Origin of the sequence: Mesorhizobium sp. L-2-11 (assembly GCF_016756595.1) — a bacterium.
GTDB lineage: Bacteria > Pseudomonadota > Alphaproteobacteria > Rhizobiales > Rhizobiaceae > Mesorhizobium.
On record NZ_AP023257.1, the window covers coordinates 5,441,691 to 5,456,898 of the forward strand.

General features: G+C 63.8%; 17 protein-coding genes. 6 read left to right on the top strand and 11 right to left on the bottom strand.

What is annotated here, in order from left to right; all coding sequences use genetic code 11:
* Window positions 1-37: 37 nt before the first annotated feature.
* From JG739_RS26005 to JG739_RS26025, 5 genes are all read right to left on the bottom strand, one after another.
* Window positions 38-625 (bottom strand): histidine phosphatase family protein, encoded by a 588-nt coding sequence (locus JG739_RS26005; protein ID WP_202364008.1) that lies wholly within the window; start codon window positions 623-625, stop codon window positions 38-40.
* Between the two features lie 47 nt (window positions 626-672).
* A complete protein-coding gene (fabI, locus tag JG739_RS26010) occupies window positions 673-1,491 on the bottom strand; it encodes an enoyl-ACP reductase FabI (protein WP_077381357.1) in 819 nt (272 codons plus the stop codon).
* Window positions 1,492-1,714: 223 nt separating this feature from the next.
* A complete protein-coding gene (locus JG739_RS36440; RefSeq protein ID WP_366510064.1) occupies window positions 1,715-1,897 on the bottom strand; it encodes a DUF1194 domain-containing protein in 183 nt (60 codons plus the stop codon).
* Window positions 1,898-2,112: 215 nt separating this feature from the next.
* The gene (locus JG739_RS26020; protein WP_202364009.1) at window positions 2,113-3,033 is read right to left on the bottom strand and encodes a DnaJ C-terminal domain-containing protein; all 921 of its coding nucleotides are present in this window, start codon (window positions 3,031-3,033) and stop codon (window positions 2,113-2,115) included.
* A gap of 99 nt (window positions 3,034-3,132) precedes the next feature.
* Window positions 3,133-3,609: an RT0821/Lpp0805 family surface protein gene (locus JG739_RS26025; RefSeq protein ID WP_202364010.1), complete on the bottom strand. Its 477-nt coding sequence runs from the start codon at window positions 3,607-3,609 to the stop codon at window positions 3,133-3,135.
* A 41-nt stretch (window positions 3,610-3,650) separates the two neighbouring features.
* Here JG739_RS26025 and pdxH point away from each other — a divergent pair, with 41 nt between their 5' ends.
* A complete protein-coding gene (pdxH, locus tag JG739_RS26030; protein ID WP_202364011.1) occupies window positions 3,651-4,268 on the top strand; it encodes a pyridoxamine 5'-phosphate oxidase in 618 nt (205 codons plus the stop codon).
* A gap of 113 nt (window positions 4,269-4,381) precedes the next feature.
* On the opposite strand, the gene JG739_RS26035 is transcribed toward pdxH, so the two are convergent.
* Both JG739_RS26035 and JG739_RS26040 read right to left on the bottom strand, forming a co-directional pair.
* A complete protein-coding gene (locus tag JG739_RS26035) occupies window positions 4,382-5,134 on the bottom strand; it encodes a crotonase/enoyl-CoA hydratase family protein (RefSeq protein WP_202364012.1) in 753 nt (250 codons plus the stop codon).
* Between the two features lie 44 nt (window positions 5,135-5,178).
* Window positions 5,179-6,948, bottom strand: coding sequence for an acyl-CoA dehydrogenase (locus JG739_RS26040; RefSeq protein ID WP_202364013.1), 1,770 nt, complete (start codon window positions 6,946-6,948; stop codon window positions 5,179-5,181).
* A 210-nt stretch (window positions 6,949-7,158) separates the two neighbouring features.
* Between JG739_RS26040 and JG739_RS26045 the strand changes: the two genes are divergently transcribed.
* Window positions 7,159-7,389: a hypothetical protein gene (locus JG739_RS26045; RefSeq protein ID WP_202364014.1), complete on the top strand. Its 231-nt coding sequence runs from the start codon at window positions 7,159-7,161 to the stop codon at window positions 7,387-7,389.
* A gap of 166 nt (window positions 7,390-7,555) precedes the next feature.
* Window positions 7,556-8,659, top strand: coding sequence for a glycoside hydrolase family 25 protein (locus JG739_RS26050; protein WP_202364015.1), 1,104 nt, complete (start codon window positions 7,556-7,558; stop codon window positions 8,657-8,659).
* Between the two features lie 9 nt (window positions 8,660-8,668).
* On the opposite strand, the gene purD is transcribed toward JG739_RS26050, so the two are convergent.
* Window positions 8,669-9,946 (bottom strand): phosphoribosylamine--glycine ligase, encoded by a 1,278-nt coding sequence (gene purD, locus JG739_RS26055; RefSeq protein WP_202364016.1) that lies wholly within the window; start codon window positions 9,944-9,946, stop codon window positions 8,669-8,671.
* Window positions 9,947-10,116: 170 nt separating this feature from the next.
* Between purD and JG739_RS26060 the strand changes: the two genes are divergently transcribed.
* Genes JG739_RS26060 through ubiA form a run of 3 tightly spaced genes read left to right on the top strand, consistent with a single transcriptional unit; the run spans window position 10,117 to window position 11,742 of the window.
* Complete coding sequence (locus JG739_RS26060; RefSeq protein WP_274609405.1) at window positions 10,117-10,335, top strand: AbrB/MazE/SpoVT family DNA-binding domain-containing protein; 219 nt, start codon at window positions 10,117-10,119, stop codon at window positions 10,333-10,335.
* Window positions 10,335-10,709 carry a type II toxin-antitoxin system VapC family toxin gene (locus tag JG739_RS26065; RefSeq protein ID WP_202364018.1) on the top strand — a complete coding sequence of 125 codons (375 nt, stop codon included), beginning with the start codon at window positions 10,335-10,337 and terminating at the stop codon, window positions 10,707-10,709. Before JG739_RS26060 ends, JG739_RS26065 begins: the two co-directional genes overlap by 1 nt.
* Window positions 10,710-10,758: 49 nt before the next feature.
* On the top strand, window positions 10,759-11,742 hold the full coding sequence (ubiA, locus tag JG739_RS26070) for a 4-hydroxybenzoate octaprenyltransferase (protein WP_202364019.1): 984 nt from the start codon (window positions 10,759-10,761) through the stop codon (window positions 11,740-11,742).
* A gap of 166 nt (window positions 11,743-11,908) precedes the next feature.
* Here the strand turns inward: ubiA and JG739_RS26075 are convergent, their stop codons facing one another.
* The 3 genes from JG739_RS26075 to JG739_RS26085 form a co-directional block, all read right to left on the bottom strand.
* A complete protein-coding gene (locus tag JG739_RS26075) occupies window positions 11,909-12,478 on the bottom strand; it encodes a DUF6101 family protein (RefSeq protein ID WP_202364020.1) in 570 nt (189 codons plus the stop codon).
* 184 nt (window positions 12,479-12,662) lie between these two features.
* The gene (locus JG739_RS26080; RefSeq protein WP_202364021.1) at window positions 12,663-14,093 is read right to left on the bottom strand and encodes an FAD-binding oxidoreductase; all 1,431 of its coding nucleotides are present in this window, start codon (window positions 14,091-14,093) and stop codon (window positions 12,663-12,665) included.
* A gap of 9 nt (window positions 14,094-14,102) precedes the next feature.
* Window positions 14,103-15,074, bottom strand: coding sequence for an L-threonylcarbamoyladenylate synthase (locus JG739_RS26085; RefSeq protein ID WP_202364022.1), 972 nt, complete (start codon window positions 15,072-15,074; stop codon window positions 14,103-14,105).
* Window positions 15,075-15,208 lie beyond the last annotated feature (134 nt).

Genomic DNA, 15,208 nt, shown 5'->3' on the forward strand with positions numbered 1-15,208 from the left:
CTGCCCTTGTCGAGGGCATGCTTTTGCGCGACATGCATCAGAGCCACTCCAGGCGTCGGCCCTCCAGCCTGAGCAAGCGATCGTGCGGCACATTTAGTCTTGCGGCTTCTTTCTCGGGCATTCCCAGCACCATGCGGAACAGGGCGCGCACGACGCCGCCATGGGTCACGCAGACCGTCTGGCGATCCAGCGCGTCGAACCACGGCTTTACCCGTTCGAGCAGCATTTGGTAGCTTTCGGCGCCCTCGCCGGGCGGCAGGAAATTCCACTTGTCGAGACGCCTCTCCCTGGCCGAGCCGAAATGCCGGGCCTCGAGTTCGGGAAAGGTGAAACCCTGCCAGTCGCCGAAACTCATTTCGACAAGGCGGGGATCGGTGCGGTAAGCTTGGGGATCGAGCCCCATCGCCATGCGAATGCGTTCCATGGTCTCACGCGTTCGCCGCATCGGGCTGGCGACAAAATCGAAATCTTCGGGGTTATGAACGAATTCGGCCAGTCGACGGCCATTGCGGGTCGCCTGCTCGCGGCCGAGCGGGTTGAGATCGGTATCGGCCTGTCCTTGCAGCCGGGACTCGGCGTTCCACACCGTCTGGCCATGGCGCGCGATGTAGACGAGCGGATACATCAGGTCATCCGGAGAGCGGTCGTGAGCAGGCGGGAGGGTATATTCGACTATTCCTTGACGGTCGAGATATCGGGCGCGTCGACCGCCTTCATGCCGACGACATGGTAGCCGGAATCGACATGGTGGATCTCGCCGGTGACGCCGCGTGAAAGGTTTGAAAGGAAATAGACCGCTGAATCGCCGACCTCCTCTTGCGTCACCGTCTGCTTTAGCGGCGAATTGTATTCGTTCCACTTCAAGATGTAGCGAAAATCGCCGATGCCGGAGGCTGCCAGCGTCTTGATCGGACCGGCGGAGATGGCGTTGACGCGGATTTTCTTGGCGCCGAGGTCGACGGCCAGATAGCGCACGCTGGCTTCGAGCGCAGCCTTGGCAACACCCATGACGTTGTAGTGCGGCATCACTTTTTCCGCACCGTAATAAGTCAACGTCAGCAGCGAGCCGCCATCGGTCATCAGCGCCTCAGCGCGCTTGGCGATGGTGGTGAAGGAAAACACCGAAATGTCCATCGTGCGCAGGAAATTGTCGCGCGTCGTCTCGACATAGCGGCCTGTCAGTTCGTCCTTGTCGGAAAAGGCGATGGCGTGGACGAGGAAATCGAGCTTGCCCCAATGCTTGGCGATGTCGTCGAAGACCGCATCGAGGGTTGTCGGATCGGTCACATCGCAATGCCCGGCGACATGGGCGTTGAGTTCCGCCGCCAGCGGCTCGACGCGCTTCTTGAACGCCTCGCCCTGATAGGTCAGCGCGATCTCGGCGCCATGGTCGACGCAGGCTTTGGCGATGCCATAGGCGATCGACCGATTGTTCGCGACGCCCAGGACAAGCCCGCGCTTGCCGGCCATAATGCCTTGTCCACCCGCCATGTGAGCGCTCTCCGCAAGATTTGCTGCTTCGTGAAGTGGCTATCGCACAGGCACAGAGCCCCTTCAAGCGCTCAAAACGGACAGTGCCCGCTGGCTGACCTTCCAACCTGGAGGATCGATTGCCTGGGCGAAGCGCTTGTGGCGCGCTCAAGCGAGAATTGACGAAAAGACGACGCGCCTTGCCATGCAGCAGTTCTGCAAGGGTAGTTGTGCGTCGAAGAGCTCACTCGATCCTGAAACGAGGCGCATCCGCCGGCGCGGACGCCAACAGGTCGCGAACAAGTTTCCTCGTCATGAATTCACCGGTATCTTTCGCATCCGCGATGTCCATGGCGAACGCTCCGCTACCGCCGATCACGCTGGAGCGGAAATATTGCGCAAGTTCCGCATCCTGCCCCAGGACCAATCCGTTGATCGTGAAGCCCTGCGCCAGCGCTGCGTCTCGTGAGGCTTCTGTTCCGCCCTCGAAATTTGTCGGTTCCGTTGGCGCAGATGTTCATGACCGCGCGCTCCGTCGCGTCCGGCGACGACGCCAACAGGAGCGAAGCAAAGGCGATCGCCTCCGACATGTCTGAGCGTTCGCGGCGTGCGTCTTTGACGCGCCAAGCCGAGAAATTCGGGCTAGCGTTTGCGGTTGCGCATCAATGCTTCGAGATCGCTGTCGCCACCCTCAGGCAGCATCAGCCGCACATGCGCGTAGAGATCGCCGTGACCGCCGACTTTTTCCGGCAGGCCCCTGCCCTTCAGCCGCAGGACTTTGTCCGAGCTCGACCAGGCGGGAACATTGACTGCAACCCTGCCGGTCGGCGTTTCGACGGCCACCTTGGCACCCAGCACGGCATCCGCCAGCGCAATCGGCAGGTCGGCATGGAGGTCGCGGCCTTCGACACGGTAGCGCGGATGCCGCCGGAAGCGGATCTTGACCAGCGCATCGCCCGGTTGCCCTGGCCCTTGCTCGCCCTGGCCTTTCAGCCGGATGGTCTGGCCGTCCTCGACATAGGCTGGCAGCTTGACGGCGACCTTGCGCCCGTCGGGGAACATCGCCGTTACCTTCTCGGCAGTCGCCGCTTCTTCGATGGTGATGTCGAGCGTCACATTCAGGTCAGCGCCGGACGGCGCCTGCCGGCCGGCGCCCATGCCGGCGCCGCGAGAGAAGGTCTCGCCAAAAATCTGGCTGAAGATGTCGCTGCTGCCGTCGAACGGATCGCCGCTCGGACGGCCTGAGCGAAACTCGAAACGCGAGCCGCCCGGCCCTTGCTGCCGGCGAAAACCGGCGAACGGATCGGCGCCGCCGGCGGCGCCCTCGAAGCCTTGAAAGCGCGGCTTGCCCTCGGCATCGATCTCGCCGCGATCGAAAGCCGCACGGTTCTTCTCGTCGCCGACGATCTCGTAGGCCTGGTTGGCCGCGGCAAACCGCTCCTTCGCCCTGGGATCCGGATTCTGGTCCGGATGATACTCCTTGGCGAGTTTGCGGTATGCCGATTTTATATCCTTGGCCGATGCGTTCTTGGCAACGCCCAGCACCTCATAGGGGTCGCGCATGCTTCCTGCCCTGGAGAAGGAGTGAGTCCATGATTGCCATCTATATGCGCTCGCATAGGAAGAAATTCCAGTAGCTTACGGTCACATGATGGCGGAAAATCAGAGCGCTTTGAAGTCCTGCATCCGCCAGGCGCCGGCGCCGGCCAGGCACACCTCGCCCTTGAACAGGGCGACGCCGTCGAAGCTTTCGCGTGAGGCGGTGAAGCGGCGGCAAAGCTGGCCGTTGTCCCTGGACTCCGCCAGCTCGGTGATCGAGCCGCGCGAACCGGTATCGGAATTCGCCCAGGGAACGGCCTGCCCGCCAAGTTCCTGGATATCGGCTGAAGACACCGCGTTGCGGATCGTCGCCTGGTCCGAGGCGCGATCCTGGTCGATCGGCAAGGCAGAGGCAGGCGTGCTGCTGGTGAGGATCGTACGGTCGACCTCCGCCTGCTCCAAACTGAAGCCGCCGGCACCGCAGGCGGCAAGCGGCAAGGCGACCAGCACGATCGCTGTGGCCTTGACCGCAACCAGCGCGTTGGCCGAAGCAATAAGGCGCCATTGCCTGCTGTCAAAAAGTTGCGCGATGCGCGACAATCGGCAATCTCCCCCGGCCGGCAATAGAATTTGGAAAAACTATGAGCGAAACTGAGTTAACAAGCAGTGACTTTAGCGAAGCTGCCGAGCCATTCCGCCTGTTTGCCGGATGGCTCGACGACGCGACGAAGAGCGAGATCAATGATCCCAACAGCGTGGCGCTGGCGACCGTCGATGCCGAGGGCATGCCGAATGTGCGGATGGTGCTGCTCAAGGGATTCGATGAAAACGGATTTGTGTTCTACACGAATTTCGAGAGCGCCAAAGGCCGCGAGATTCTTGGCAGCATGAAGGCGGCGATGTGCTTTCACTGGAAATCGCTGCGCCGGCAGGTGCGCGCGCGCGGGCCGGTGGAGATCGTTACCGAGGCGGAAGCGGACGCGTATTATGCGACGCGTCCGCGCGGCAGCCGCATCGGGGCATGGGCGTCGAAACAGTCGCGGCCGCTGGAGAGCCGCTTCGCACTGGAAAAAGCCGTTGCCGAATACACGGCGCGCCATGCGATCGGCGAGATCCCACGGCCGAAACACTGGTCGGGCTTCCGCATCGTGCCGCAGACGATCGAGTTCTGGCACGACCGGCCTTTCCGGCTGCACGACCGCATTGTCTTCTCGCGCAACGCTGAGGGCGGCTGGGACAAGACAAGGCTTTATCCCTGAGCGAGTGGTCCCTTAAGCAGCTTCACCAGGGAGCCTGGTCCTTGCCGAACCACCTTGGTTCATCAATATTCATAGTGAACCAGGAAAGTTATGAGCGTGACTGCTTTTACAAGCTATCCCTTCTTCCTGGTCATGAAGGCCACCAAGGCGGCGCGGGCCTCGTCGGACTTCAGCCGCTCGCGGAAATGCTCGCTTTCCTGGCCGATGCGGGCAACAAGCTCTTCACGCGAGCCGCGCATCAGGTCACGCGCGATCTTCAGCGCTTGCGGCGGCTTGGCCGCGATCTGGCCGGCGGCGGCAAGCACGGCGGACTCGAGTTCGTTCTCCTCGACCACTGCGTAGATCAGTCCGGCGGCCTTCGCCCGCTCGGCCGAAAAGCCTTCGCCCAGGCCAAGCAGCGCGAAGGCGTCTTGCCGGCCCAGGATCTGCGGCGCAAGCAGGCTCGACCCGGCCTCGGGGACCAGGCCGAGATCGACGAAGGGCGTGCGGAATAGTGTGCGCGGCGTGGCGAAGGTCAGGTCGCAATGCAGGTTGAGCGTTGTGCCGATGCCGACCGCAATGCCGTCGACGCCGGAGATCATCGGCTTTTCCGTCCTGGCCAGCGCCATCAGGAAATCCCAGACTTCGGTGCCGCCTTCGCCGCCGGTGGCGACGACCATGAAATCGGCAAGGTCGTTGCCGGACGAGAAGGCGCCCGAAACACCGAGGAATACATGGACGCGGATCGCCGGATCGGCGTCGCCCTCGGCAAGGGCTTTGGACATTTTCGCATACATGGCCCGCGTCAAGGCGTTCTTCTTATCCGGACGATTGATGCGGATGATCTGGATGGCGCCCTGGCGCTCGACGAGGATGTGGTCTGTCACGGGTGATCCTTTGTGAACGTCGTGAAACGTCAACCTGGTGGCTGTCAGCCAGAACTCAGTGTCTGGCCGGCAGCGGCAAGGCTGTCGGCGCCGCCGATGACACGCTCCTTCAGCGCGCCCGCCTCGCCAAGCAGATTTTCGGCGAAGAAGCGGCAAACGGCGATGCGGCCTTGGTCGGCAAGCGCGCCGCGCGCCAGATAGGCGCCGCCCGCCGCCAGCGAGATCAGCCTCAGATACGGCGTCGCGCCGGCCAGCGCCGCGTCCGAGCGGCCGTCGGCGAGCAGCCCTTGCAGGAAGCGCGTCGCCTGGCTGAGATCGTCGAGCGCCTGGTCGAGGCCATCGGCGGTGCGGCCAAAACCTGGAATGTTCGAGGTCCGCACTTGATTGGCGACGGCTTTCAGCTCGGCGATGTAACCATGCACATGCTCGCCGCCGCCAAGCGGCAGCTTGCGCGCCACCAGGTCTATCGCCTGGATGCCGTTGGTGCCTTCATAGATCGGCGCGATGCGCGCGTCGCGATAAAGTGCTGCCGCACCCGTCTCCTCAATATATCCCATGCCGCCATGAACCTGCAGCCCGAGCGAGGCGACCTCGACGCCGACATCGGTGGAAAAGGCCTTGGCCAGCGGCGTCAGCAGATTGGCGCGCTCCTGCCAATGGATCGCTGCATCGCCGACGGATACGCGCGCGTGGTCAATGGCGTGCGCGCAGGAATAGCTGATGGCGCGCGCAATCTGGGTCAGCGCCTTCATGGTCAGGAGATTGCGCTGCACGTCGGGGTGATGGACGATCGGCGCCATGCCACTGCCATCATAGCTCGCGGCCTTGCCTTGCCGGCGGTCATTGGCGTAGGCGAGCGCCTTCTGCATGGCCGTTTCGGCGACCGCAACGCCCTGCATGCCGACGGCGAGCCGCGCATTGTTCATCATGGTGAACATGCAGGCGAGGCCCTTGTTTTCCTCGCCGATGAGCCAGCCGATCGCGCCGGGGGCGGTCCCTTCGAATCCGTCGCCATAGATCATGGTGCAGGTCGGCGAGGCGTGGATGCCCAATTTGTGCTCCAGCCCGGAGCAGAAGACGTCGTTGCGTGCGCCAAGCGCGCCATCGTCGCCGACAAGGAATTTCGGCACCAGGAACAGCGAAAGGCCGCGCGTGCCGGCCGGCGCGTCCGGCAGCCGCGCCAGCACCAGATGGATGATATTGTCGGTAAGATCGTGCTCGCCATAGGTGATGAAAATCTTCTGACCGAAGATGCGGTAGGTGCCGTCGCCGGCCGGCTCGGCGCGGGCGCGCAAGGCATTCAGATCCGAGCCAGCCTGCGGCTCGGTCAGGTTCATCGTGCCCATCCATTCACCTGAGACGAGCTTTTCCAGGTATTTGGCCTTCAACGCCGGTGAGGCATGCTTGTCGAGCGTTTCGACCGCGCCCATGGTCAGCGTCGGGCCGATACCGAAGGCCATGGCGGCGGAGTTCCACATTTCGAGCGCGGCGACGCCCAGCATGGTCGGCAGCGCCTGGCCGCCGAATTCCTCCGGCGCTGACAGCGCGTTCCAGCCGCCGTCGATCCAGCGGCGATAAAGCTCCTTCCAGCCGGGCGGCATGGTGACGGCAGCGCCGCTCAGCACCGCGCCTTGTTCATCGCCGATCTTGTAGAGCGGCGCGACCTCTTCGCCGGCAAAGCGGCCGGCTTCGGCCAGAATGGCGTCGACAAGGTCTTCGCCAAGGTCACCAAAGGTGCCGGCGTCAAGCGCCGGCCTCAGGCCGGCCACATGCTTCAGCGTGAGCGCGATGTCCTCGACTGGTGCCCGATACATGCCGCTCCTCCTCCTCAGTCCGACAGGGAAGCCCAATATCCGTGCCGACACAAAACCATTCGCTTTTGGGTCGCCTCTCCCGCCTTCTTTTTACGTAAACGTCAAATTTTGTCACGCGGATTTTGCAATTGGAATTGTTCACGCTAAAATCGGCAAAAAAGCCGGACAAGTCGACCGGCGACAAATCAAGATTACCGGAGGGGACCGCCCGTGCTCGCCAGACCTGACGCCTATCGCTGCACCGAATGCGGCCTGCCCTATCGAGCGGCAGGCTTTTGGCATCATCGCGGCAAGATCGAGGACGGCGCCGCCTATTGGTCGGATCGCGGCATTCTGTGTTCGCCGCAATGCTCGCTGGCCCATCACTGCAAGCGCCAGACTGAGGGAACGCTGCCGCAGGCGCCGGCGCCCGACCCGTTCCACCCGCTCACCCTGCGTTGATGACCAGCAAAGCCATCCCCGGCACGATCGCGGCGGTTGCCGCGGGCCGCCGAAAGCATTTCCTTAACCATGGCGGTTCAGGATCAGGCTTTGGCCAGCAAGGATATGCTGTTTGAAGCCGTCGGCGCACCCTCTTCGCCGCCCAGGACTCCTCGTCGCGACCGCGATGACAATGGCATTGGCGCCGGCACAGGCCTCGGACTTCTCCGAGCCCTGGAAGAATACCGACCGGGCGCTGGTGATCGATGCCTACGAATACAATCCCATCGATTGGACCGAGCTTGCCACCGACAAGCGCATCGTCGGCTTCATCAACAAGGCGTCCGACGGGATGCCGCCGGCGTATTTCTGTTTCGGCGACGAGACAGCGACGCGGCTCTGCAAGGCGCTGTGGAAGCGCCATGCGGTGGCACAGGAACTGTTTCAGACGCGCAAGGTGGTGGCCAAGGCGCTCGGCCTGAAATGGGGCGCTTATCACCTCGCCCGACCCGGAAACCCCGTCGGGCAGGCCAATAATTTCATCAATTTCGCCAAACCTGGTCCGGACGACCTGCTCGCCCTCGATATCGAGGATGACGACCCGACGAAATGGATGTCGCTCGAGGATGCAGAGGAGTTCGTGCGCCATGTGCATCGGCGGATTGGCCGTTTTCCGGTGCTCTATACCAACGGCAAGACCGCCAAGCACATCGCCGACAACAAGTACAAATACCGGCTGCTGTCGCGGCTGCCGCTCTGGTATGCGCGCTACAAGCCCGACATCGGCGTGCATTTTCCTATGGGCAACTGGCAAGGCTACGCACTCTGGCAGTTTTCGGCAAAGGCCAATTGCGGCCGGTTCCGCTGCCCCTACCGGGTGGCTGGCACGCCGAACGACATCGACGTCAATGTCGCACCGATGGATGCCGCCGCGTTGCGCGCGCAATGGCCTTTCGGCGGCCTGATCGACGCGCAGCCGGATTACCTCGCCTCGATACCGCTGCCTCTCTCGCGGGCGGCCGGCCTTGCGGGCAATGTCACCCTTACCTATGCGACCGTGGCGCCGCCGCCGAGCTTCACCGAAATGGTCGCCATGTTCAGTGCGGGCTGGGCCAAGTTCCGCGGCAGCTTGCAAATGCCTGCCGTAGAGACAGCGCTGCGTCTTCCGCGCCGGATCGCCGATTATCTGGGGTGGCTGCGAAAGGAAAAGCCCTCCGCATCGGCCGTTGAGGCCGTGCCCACCGATCCGGTCAGCACTGCGTCGACCGAGCTGGATCGTAGGCCCCGCTAATCTTGTACATCAGCGCACCTGTTCGCGGGACACGGCCTGCCAGCCGATGTCGCGGCGGCAAAAACCTTGCGGCCAATCGATCCGGTCGAGCGCGGCATAGGCTCGTCGCTGCGCCTCGCCGACCGTGCCGCCGATCGCCGTGACAGCGAGCACACGGCCGCCATTGGCGACCAGCGCGCCGTTGTCGATGGCGGTGCCGGCATGAAAGATCTCGACGCCATCGCCCGCGGCCTGTTCGACACCGCGGATGACCGAGCCCTTTTCCGGCGTGCCGGGATAACCCCTTGCCGCCATCACCACGGTGAGCGCCGCCTCGTTGCGCCAGCGCACCGAGGTATGTGCAAGCTGGCCGTCGGCGGCAGCGTTGAGCAGGACCAGGAGATCGTCCTTCAGCCGCATCATCAGCACCTGGCATTCCGGGTCGCCGAAACGGGCGTTGTATTCGATCAGCTTCGGTCCGTTGTCTGATATCATCAGTCCGGCAAACAGCACGCCCGAAAACGGCGCGCCAAGCTCGGCCATGCCGCGCATGGTCGGCTCGACGATCTCGCGCATGGTGCGGTCGATCATCTCCGGCGTCATCACCGGGGCCGGCGAATAGGCCCCCATGCCGCCGGTGTTCGGGCCGACGTCGCCGTCACTGAGGCGCTTGTGGTCCTGTGCGGTGCCGAATGGCAGCGCGGTGACGCCGTCGCACAGGCAAAAGAAGCTCGCCTCCTCGCCGGTGAGAAACTCCTCGACCACCACTTCGGCGCCGGCCTGCCCGAAGGACCCGTCGAAACAGGCATCGAGCGCTGCCAGAGCCTCGGCCAAATTCATGGCGACGGTAACGCCCTTGCCGGCGGCGAGGCCGTCGGCCTTGATGACGATCGGCGCGCCCATCCTTTCGACATAGGCCCTGGCCGACGCCAGATCGCCGAAACGGCCATAGGCGGCGGTCGGGATGGCGTATTTCGCGCAAAGATCCTTGGTGAAACCCTTGGAGCCTTCCAGCCGCGCCGCCGCCCTGGACGGGCCGAAGACGCGAATGTTTTCAGCGCGAAGGCCGTCGGCAATGCCGGCGACCAGCGGCCCTTCCGGCCCGACCACGACGAGGTCGATCTTTTTCTCCGCGCAGAACCGGGCCACCGCCGCATGATCGGCGATGTCGAGCGTCACCAGTTCGGCTTCGTGGCCGATGCCCGGGTTGCCTGGCGCCGCGTAAAGCTTGGTCAGCAGCGGCGAGGCCGCGATCTTCCAGGCCAAGGCATGTTCGCGGCCGCCGGAGCCGATCAACAATACGCGCATGCCCAGGTCCCTTGCCATTCCACGATCAGGACTGCGCTATTGCGCCGCGGACGATGGGTCAAGACATTTGGGTGCTTCGACGGCAATTGCGCACGGGAACGTGGGCTCCAACTGCACCTTGCATTGGCCCCAATTGCGTCTTACGTTTTGTGTATCGATCAAGTGAGGGTATGATAATGTCGGAGACTGCAACCCTGTCCTCGAAGTTTCAGATATCGATTCCCAAGGCGATCCGGACCGCCCAGCATTGGGAAGCGGGTTTGACCTTTGCCTTCATCCCGAAGGGAACGGGCGTGCTACTCGTCCCTGTGCCGAAGCGGGAAGCGCTGAAGGGACTGGCGAAGGGCGCTTCGGCGACGGAATATCGCGACCGGTCGGACCGTGTCTGATGGTGCTTGTCGATACCTCGGCTTGGATCGAATGGCTGGTAGGCTCCACGACTGGAGAGCAGGTGGCCGAGCATCTGCCCGAGCGAGCCGACTGGCTCGTTCCGACCATGGTGCAGTTGGAACTCGCGAAATGGCTCACTCGCGAAGTAGGCGAAAACAAAGCCGATCAGACCATCGCCTTTACGCAGATCTGTAGGGTGGTCCCGCTTGACACGGAGATCGCCCTAGCAGCCGCCGAAGCCTGCCGGAAGCACAAATTGGCGACCGCAGATGCGATCATTTTCGCGACCGCTCGGGCGCATGACGCGACGCTCTTGACTTGTGACAAGCATTTCGAGAGCCTGCCAGTCGTGACCCTCATCGAAAGGATCTAGGTCGCGGACGAGGCTTGACGCTTTCCGCCGCTGCTGCCACTTCAGCACGATGGAACCCGTCCAATCGAAAACAGCCCAGGGCCGCGTCGCCGATGCGCCGAGCGGCCACTGGGTCTACCGCATTCTGCCACGCTGGCTGTGGCCCCATGCGCAGCTTGCCCGGTGGGACCGGCCGATCGGCTGGCAGTTGCTGCTGTGGCCGTGCTGGTGGTCGGCAGCGCTTGCCGCGAGTGCCTATCCACGCCCTACTGATCCCCTGCTCACGCTGCTGCCGGCTCCATGGTATCTCGTGCTGTTCCTGATCGGCGCCGTCGCCTTGCGCGGCGCCGGCTGCACCTACAACGACCTGGTCGACCAGGACATCGACAACCAGGTGGAACGCACGCGCTCGCGGCCGCTGCCGGCGGGAAAGGTCACGCGCCGGCAGGCCTGGGCGTTTCTCGTGATCCAGGCACTGGTCGGGCTCGCTGTGCTTGTGCAGTTCAACAGCTTTGCCGTCCTGCTCGGCATCGGCTCACTCGCCGTCGTCGCCATTTACCCGTTCATGAAGCGATTTACCAACTGGCCGCAACTGGTTCTCGGCCTTGCCTTTTCCTGGGGTGCGCTGATGGGATGGGCAGTCGAGTTCGGCGATCTCGATGGCCCGGCCTTCATGCTCTATATCGGCTCGATCCTGTGGGTGATCGGCTACGACACGATCTATGCGCATCAGGACAAGGAAGACGACGCCATCGTCGGCGTGCGCTCGACCGCACGCCTGTTCGGCGACAACACCAAGACCTGGCTCGTCGGGTTTTATGGCGGAGCGCTGGTCTGCTTCGCCGTCGCCTTCGCGGCGGCGCAGGCGCCGGTGCCGGCGCTGGCCGGGCTGGTCGCCGCCGGCGCCCATATGGCGCGGCAGATCGCCGTGCTCGACATCGACGATCCGGACCAGTGCATGCTTCTGTTCAGGTCGAACAACCAGGTCGGCTGGCTGATCTTCCTCGGCCTGATCGGCGGCGCGTTGTGGGTGGCGCTGAAGCCGCTGGTGTAGGGATTTTTTTCCTTCTCCCCTTGTGGGAGAAGGTGGATCGGCGCGCAGCGCCGAGACGGAAGAGGGGTGTTGGAAGAAATGAGGCGTTGGCGTTCCCTGGAACACCCCTCATCCGGCCGCTTCGCGGCCACCTTCTCCCACAAGGGGAGAAGGGAAAACGCTCGCACTATTCGTCGCGCGAAATAATTTCCTGGCCGCCGATCACCAGCCTGAGGCCGAGGGCGCCGGCCCTGCGGCGGGCGAGGAAGCGCGGACGACGCTTGGTCGAAAGCCGACCCCTGCGGCGGTCCTGCGCCGGGAATGTCTTGATGGCGGCGCCAAGCGATTCCTCCAGGGTGCGGGCGATGCCGTCGGATTCGATCAGAAGCATCGGCAGACGGTAGGCATCGGCCCAGGCGCGCCAGTCGGCGGCGACATCCTCGAGATCGTCGGCCACCAGTAGCGGCACCGACAGCATCGGATCATTGTGCAGAAGCTCCAGCGTCACCGTGACATTGCCGTCCGGATCCTCCATTGCGCGGGCTGCCACGCCACGGAACGCGTTGGCGGGCAGAGCGATGAACGCCGGCAGGCCGCTCATCTCCAGCACGCGGCGAATGACGGCGCCGCGGTGGTCGATGGTGAAGGTAACGTCGCCATAGTCGTCGCGCGTCGCGTAGCTCACCACCTGCGGCAGGCGGAATGGGTCGAGGCGCATATTGCGCCCAGCCCAGACTGGCTTCAGTCCAGTGTTCATTTCGTGCCTTTCCTGTCTCTCCTGAGAGCCGGTCTTCCGGTTCTCCGGGCTGGTTTTTCCAGCCTCGTTGTGGGGAAACATTAGCGCGGGCTTCTTATCGCAGCGCTTAAGAAAGTCGGTTAAATTTTGCTGATCTCGAGGGGATGGTTATCGGAATGCGACCATTCACAGGACGGCGAAAGGATCAGATAACCTTACCGGGATTCATGATGCCGGCCGGGTCGAAGGCCGTCTTCACCCTGCGCATCAATTCGATCGCCATCGGCGGCGCTGTCGCGATCAACTCATCGCGCTTCAGCTGGCCAATGCCGTGCTCGGCCGAGATCGAGCCGTGAAGGCTGCGCACCACATCGTGCACGGCCTTGTTCATGGCGTGATAGAGCCCGAGAAACGCTTCGTCATCGCCGCCGATCGGCCGGGAGATGTTGTAGTGGAGATTGCCGTCGCCCATGTGGCCGAAACACACCTCGCGCGCACCGGGGCTGACCGATTGCACGGCGCCGGCTGCCTTTTCGATGAATTGCGGGATGGCCGCCACCGGCACAGAGATATCGTGCTTGATCGAGGCGCCTTCGGGCTTCTGCGCCTCGGGCAGCAGCTCGCGGAAATTCCAGAAGGCATCGCCCTGCGCGATGCTCGCCGCAATCACTGCATCGCCGACGATCTCCTGCTCGAGGCCGGCTGAGAGCACCTCCTCGATCAGGGCCCTCGCATCGTCCGCCGAGCGACCCGAAGAGATCTGCATCAGCACATACCACTGCCAATCCTCAGACAGCGGCCGCACGACGCCTGGCGCGTGCAGAAGCGTAAAATCGTAGGGTCGCTGGCCGATCAGCTCGAAAGCCGTGAGCGCCGCACCGGCGCGATCCATCGCCAGGCTGAACAGGGACAGTGCCGCCTCAAGTGACGACAGGCCGGCAAAGGCCACCTCGCGCCCCTTGGGCTTTGGAAAAAGCTTGAGCACGGCGGCGGTGATGACGCCGAGCGTGCCTTCCGCGCCGATGAACAGGTTCTTCAGATCGTAACCGGTGTTGTCCTTCTTCAGCTTGCGCAGATCGTCGAACACCTCGCCGGTCGGCAGAACCACTTCGACGCCGAGGCACAGCTCACGCGCATTGCCATAGGCGAGCACGCCGGTTCCGCCGGCATTGGAAGAGAGATTGCCGCCGATCAGGCAGGAGCCTTGCGCCGCAAGCGACAGCGGAAACAGCCGGTCGGCGGCATCGGCCGCTTCCTGCAGCGTCTGCAGGATGACCCCGGCCTCGACGGTGACCGTGTTGGACAGGACGTCGATCTCGCGGATGCGGTTGAGCCGCGACAGCGACAGCACGATCTGGCGGCCGGACGTGTCCGGCACCTGCGCGCCGACCAGTCCGGTGTTGCCGCTTTGCGGCACGACCGGCGTTCCCGTCTCGGTCGCCAGCTGCATGATGCGGCTGACCTCGTCGACGCTGCCGGGCCTCAGCACCAGCGCCGTCCGGCCATGCCACAGGCCGCGTCTTTCCATAAGATAAGGCGCGATATCCTGCTGGTCGCGAAGCGCATATTTGTCGCCGACGATTGCCGCAAAGCAGTCGATGAGGGCTGGGTCGATATCCCTTGAGATGTCGTTCATGGATGGAAACTATGGTGCTCGATCGATCTTGTCACGAGGGGCGGCGGCGCGCGAAAGCCGGTCGTTGATCGCCTCGCCCAGCCCGTCGGAGGGGATCGGCTCGACGGCGATTGTCTTGGCGCCGCTGCGATCGAGATCCTGCATATGGGCAAAGAGGTTGCTTGCTGCCTCGCGCAGGTCGCCGGTCTCGGACAGGTTGCGCAAGGCGGCAGCGCCTTGCCAGCCTTCGGCGCGGCGCGGGCCGAACGCCAGCAAGGCTTCGCCCTTTGCGACTTTTGCGGCGTTGACCCGCACCGCAGCACCCGGCGCGTAATGCGAGGCAAGCATGCCCGGCGCCTCGATCCCCGCCGCGCCGCGCAGCAGCTTCATGCCGGCGGCCGCTTCGATCTCTTCGGCGGCAATGCCGCCCGGCCGCAGCAGCCGCAGCTTTGCGCCCTCCAGCTTGACGATTGTCGATTCGACCCCGACCGACGTCGCACCGCCATCGACCACCAGCTTGATTTTTGCACCGAGATCGGCGGCCACTGCCTCGGCCGTCGTCGCGCTGATCCTGCCAGAGGAATTGGCGCTGGGCGCTGCGAGCGGGCGTCCGAGGCTGGCAATCAGTTGGCCGCCAAAGCCTTTCGGCATGCGCAGCGCGATCGTGTCGAGCCCGGCGGTGGCCAGCGGATGAATGCCGTTGCCGGGCCGCTGCGGCAGCACCAGCGTCAGCGGTCCCGGCCAGAATGTCTGCGCCAGTCTTTTCGACACGGGATCGAACAGCGCTATGCGCTCAGCCATCGCCAGATCGGCGACATGGGCGATCAGCGGATTGAAGCGCGGCCGGCCCTTGACCTCGAAGATGCGCGCCACGCCAACGCCATTGGTGGCATCGGCGGCCAGCCCGTAGACGGTTTCGGTCGGAATGGCGACGACATCGCCGCCTTCGAGCAGCGCCAGCGCCCGCTCCATCGCCTCGCTGGCGGCAAGTATCTCAGCCACTCTCATCACCTTACAGATGCGGGACCTTAAAGAAGCGGGACCTCACAGATCTCGGTGCGTAGTACGGGGACGTTCACGGGGCAAGTCCGGGCGGAAGCGAATTGCCAATCGCTAAAATGCCAGCTTACCTGGCA

What these genes read in the sequence shown, in the direction of transcription:
- JG739_RS26065 (WP_202364018.1), top strand. Translation starts at nt 10,335, where the DNA reads ATGGTGCTTGTCGATACCTCGGCTTGGATCGAATGGCTGGTAGGCTCC.
- JG739_RS26080 (WP_202364021.1), bottom strand. Translation starts at nt 14,093, where the DNA reads ATGAACGACATCTCAAGGGATATCGACCCAGCCCTCATCGACTGCTTT.
- ubiA (WP_202364019.1), top strand. Translation starts at nt 10,759, where the DNA reads ATGGAACCCGTCCAATCGAAAACAGCCCAGGGCCGCGTCGCCGATGCG.
- JG739_RS26005 (WP_202364008.1), bottom strand. Translation starts at nt 625, where the DNA reads ATGTATCCGCTCGTCTACATCGCGCGCCATGGCCAGACGGTGTGGAAC.
- JG739_RS26060 (WP_274609405.1), top strand. Translation starts at nt 10,117, where the DNA reads ATGATAATGTCGGAGACTGCAACCCTGTCCTCGAAGTTTCAGATATCG.
- purD (WP_202364016.1), bottom strand. Translation starts at nt 9,946, where the DNA reads ATGCGCGTATTGTTGATCGGCTCCGGCGGCCGCGAACATGCCTTGGCC.
- JG739_RS26020 (WP_202364009.1), bottom strand. Translation starts at nt 3,033, where the DNA reads ATGCGCGACCCCTATGAGGTGCTGGGCGTTGCCAAGAACGCATCGGCC.
- JG739_RS26040 (WP_202364013.1), bottom strand. Translation starts at nt 6,948, where the DNA reads ATGTATCGGGCACCAGTCGAGGACATCGCGCTCACGCTGAAGCATGTG.
- fabI (WP_077381357.1), bottom strand. Translation starts at nt 1,491, where the DNA reads ATGGCGGGTGGACAAGGCATTATGGCCGGCAAGCGCGGGCTTGTCCTG.
- pdxH (WP_202364011.1), top strand. Translation starts at nt 3,651, where the DNA reads ATGAGCGAAACTGAGTTAACAAGCAGTGACTTTAGCGAAGCTGCCGAG.
- JG739_RS26075 (WP_202364020.1), bottom strand. Translation starts at nt 12,478, where the DNA reads ATGAACACTGGACTGAAGCCAGTCTGGGCTGGGCGCAATATGCGCCTC.
- JG739_RS26050 (WP_202364015.1), top strand. Translation starts at nt 7,556, where the DNA reads ATGACAATGGCATTGGCGCCGGCACAGGCCTCGGACTTCTCCGAGCCC.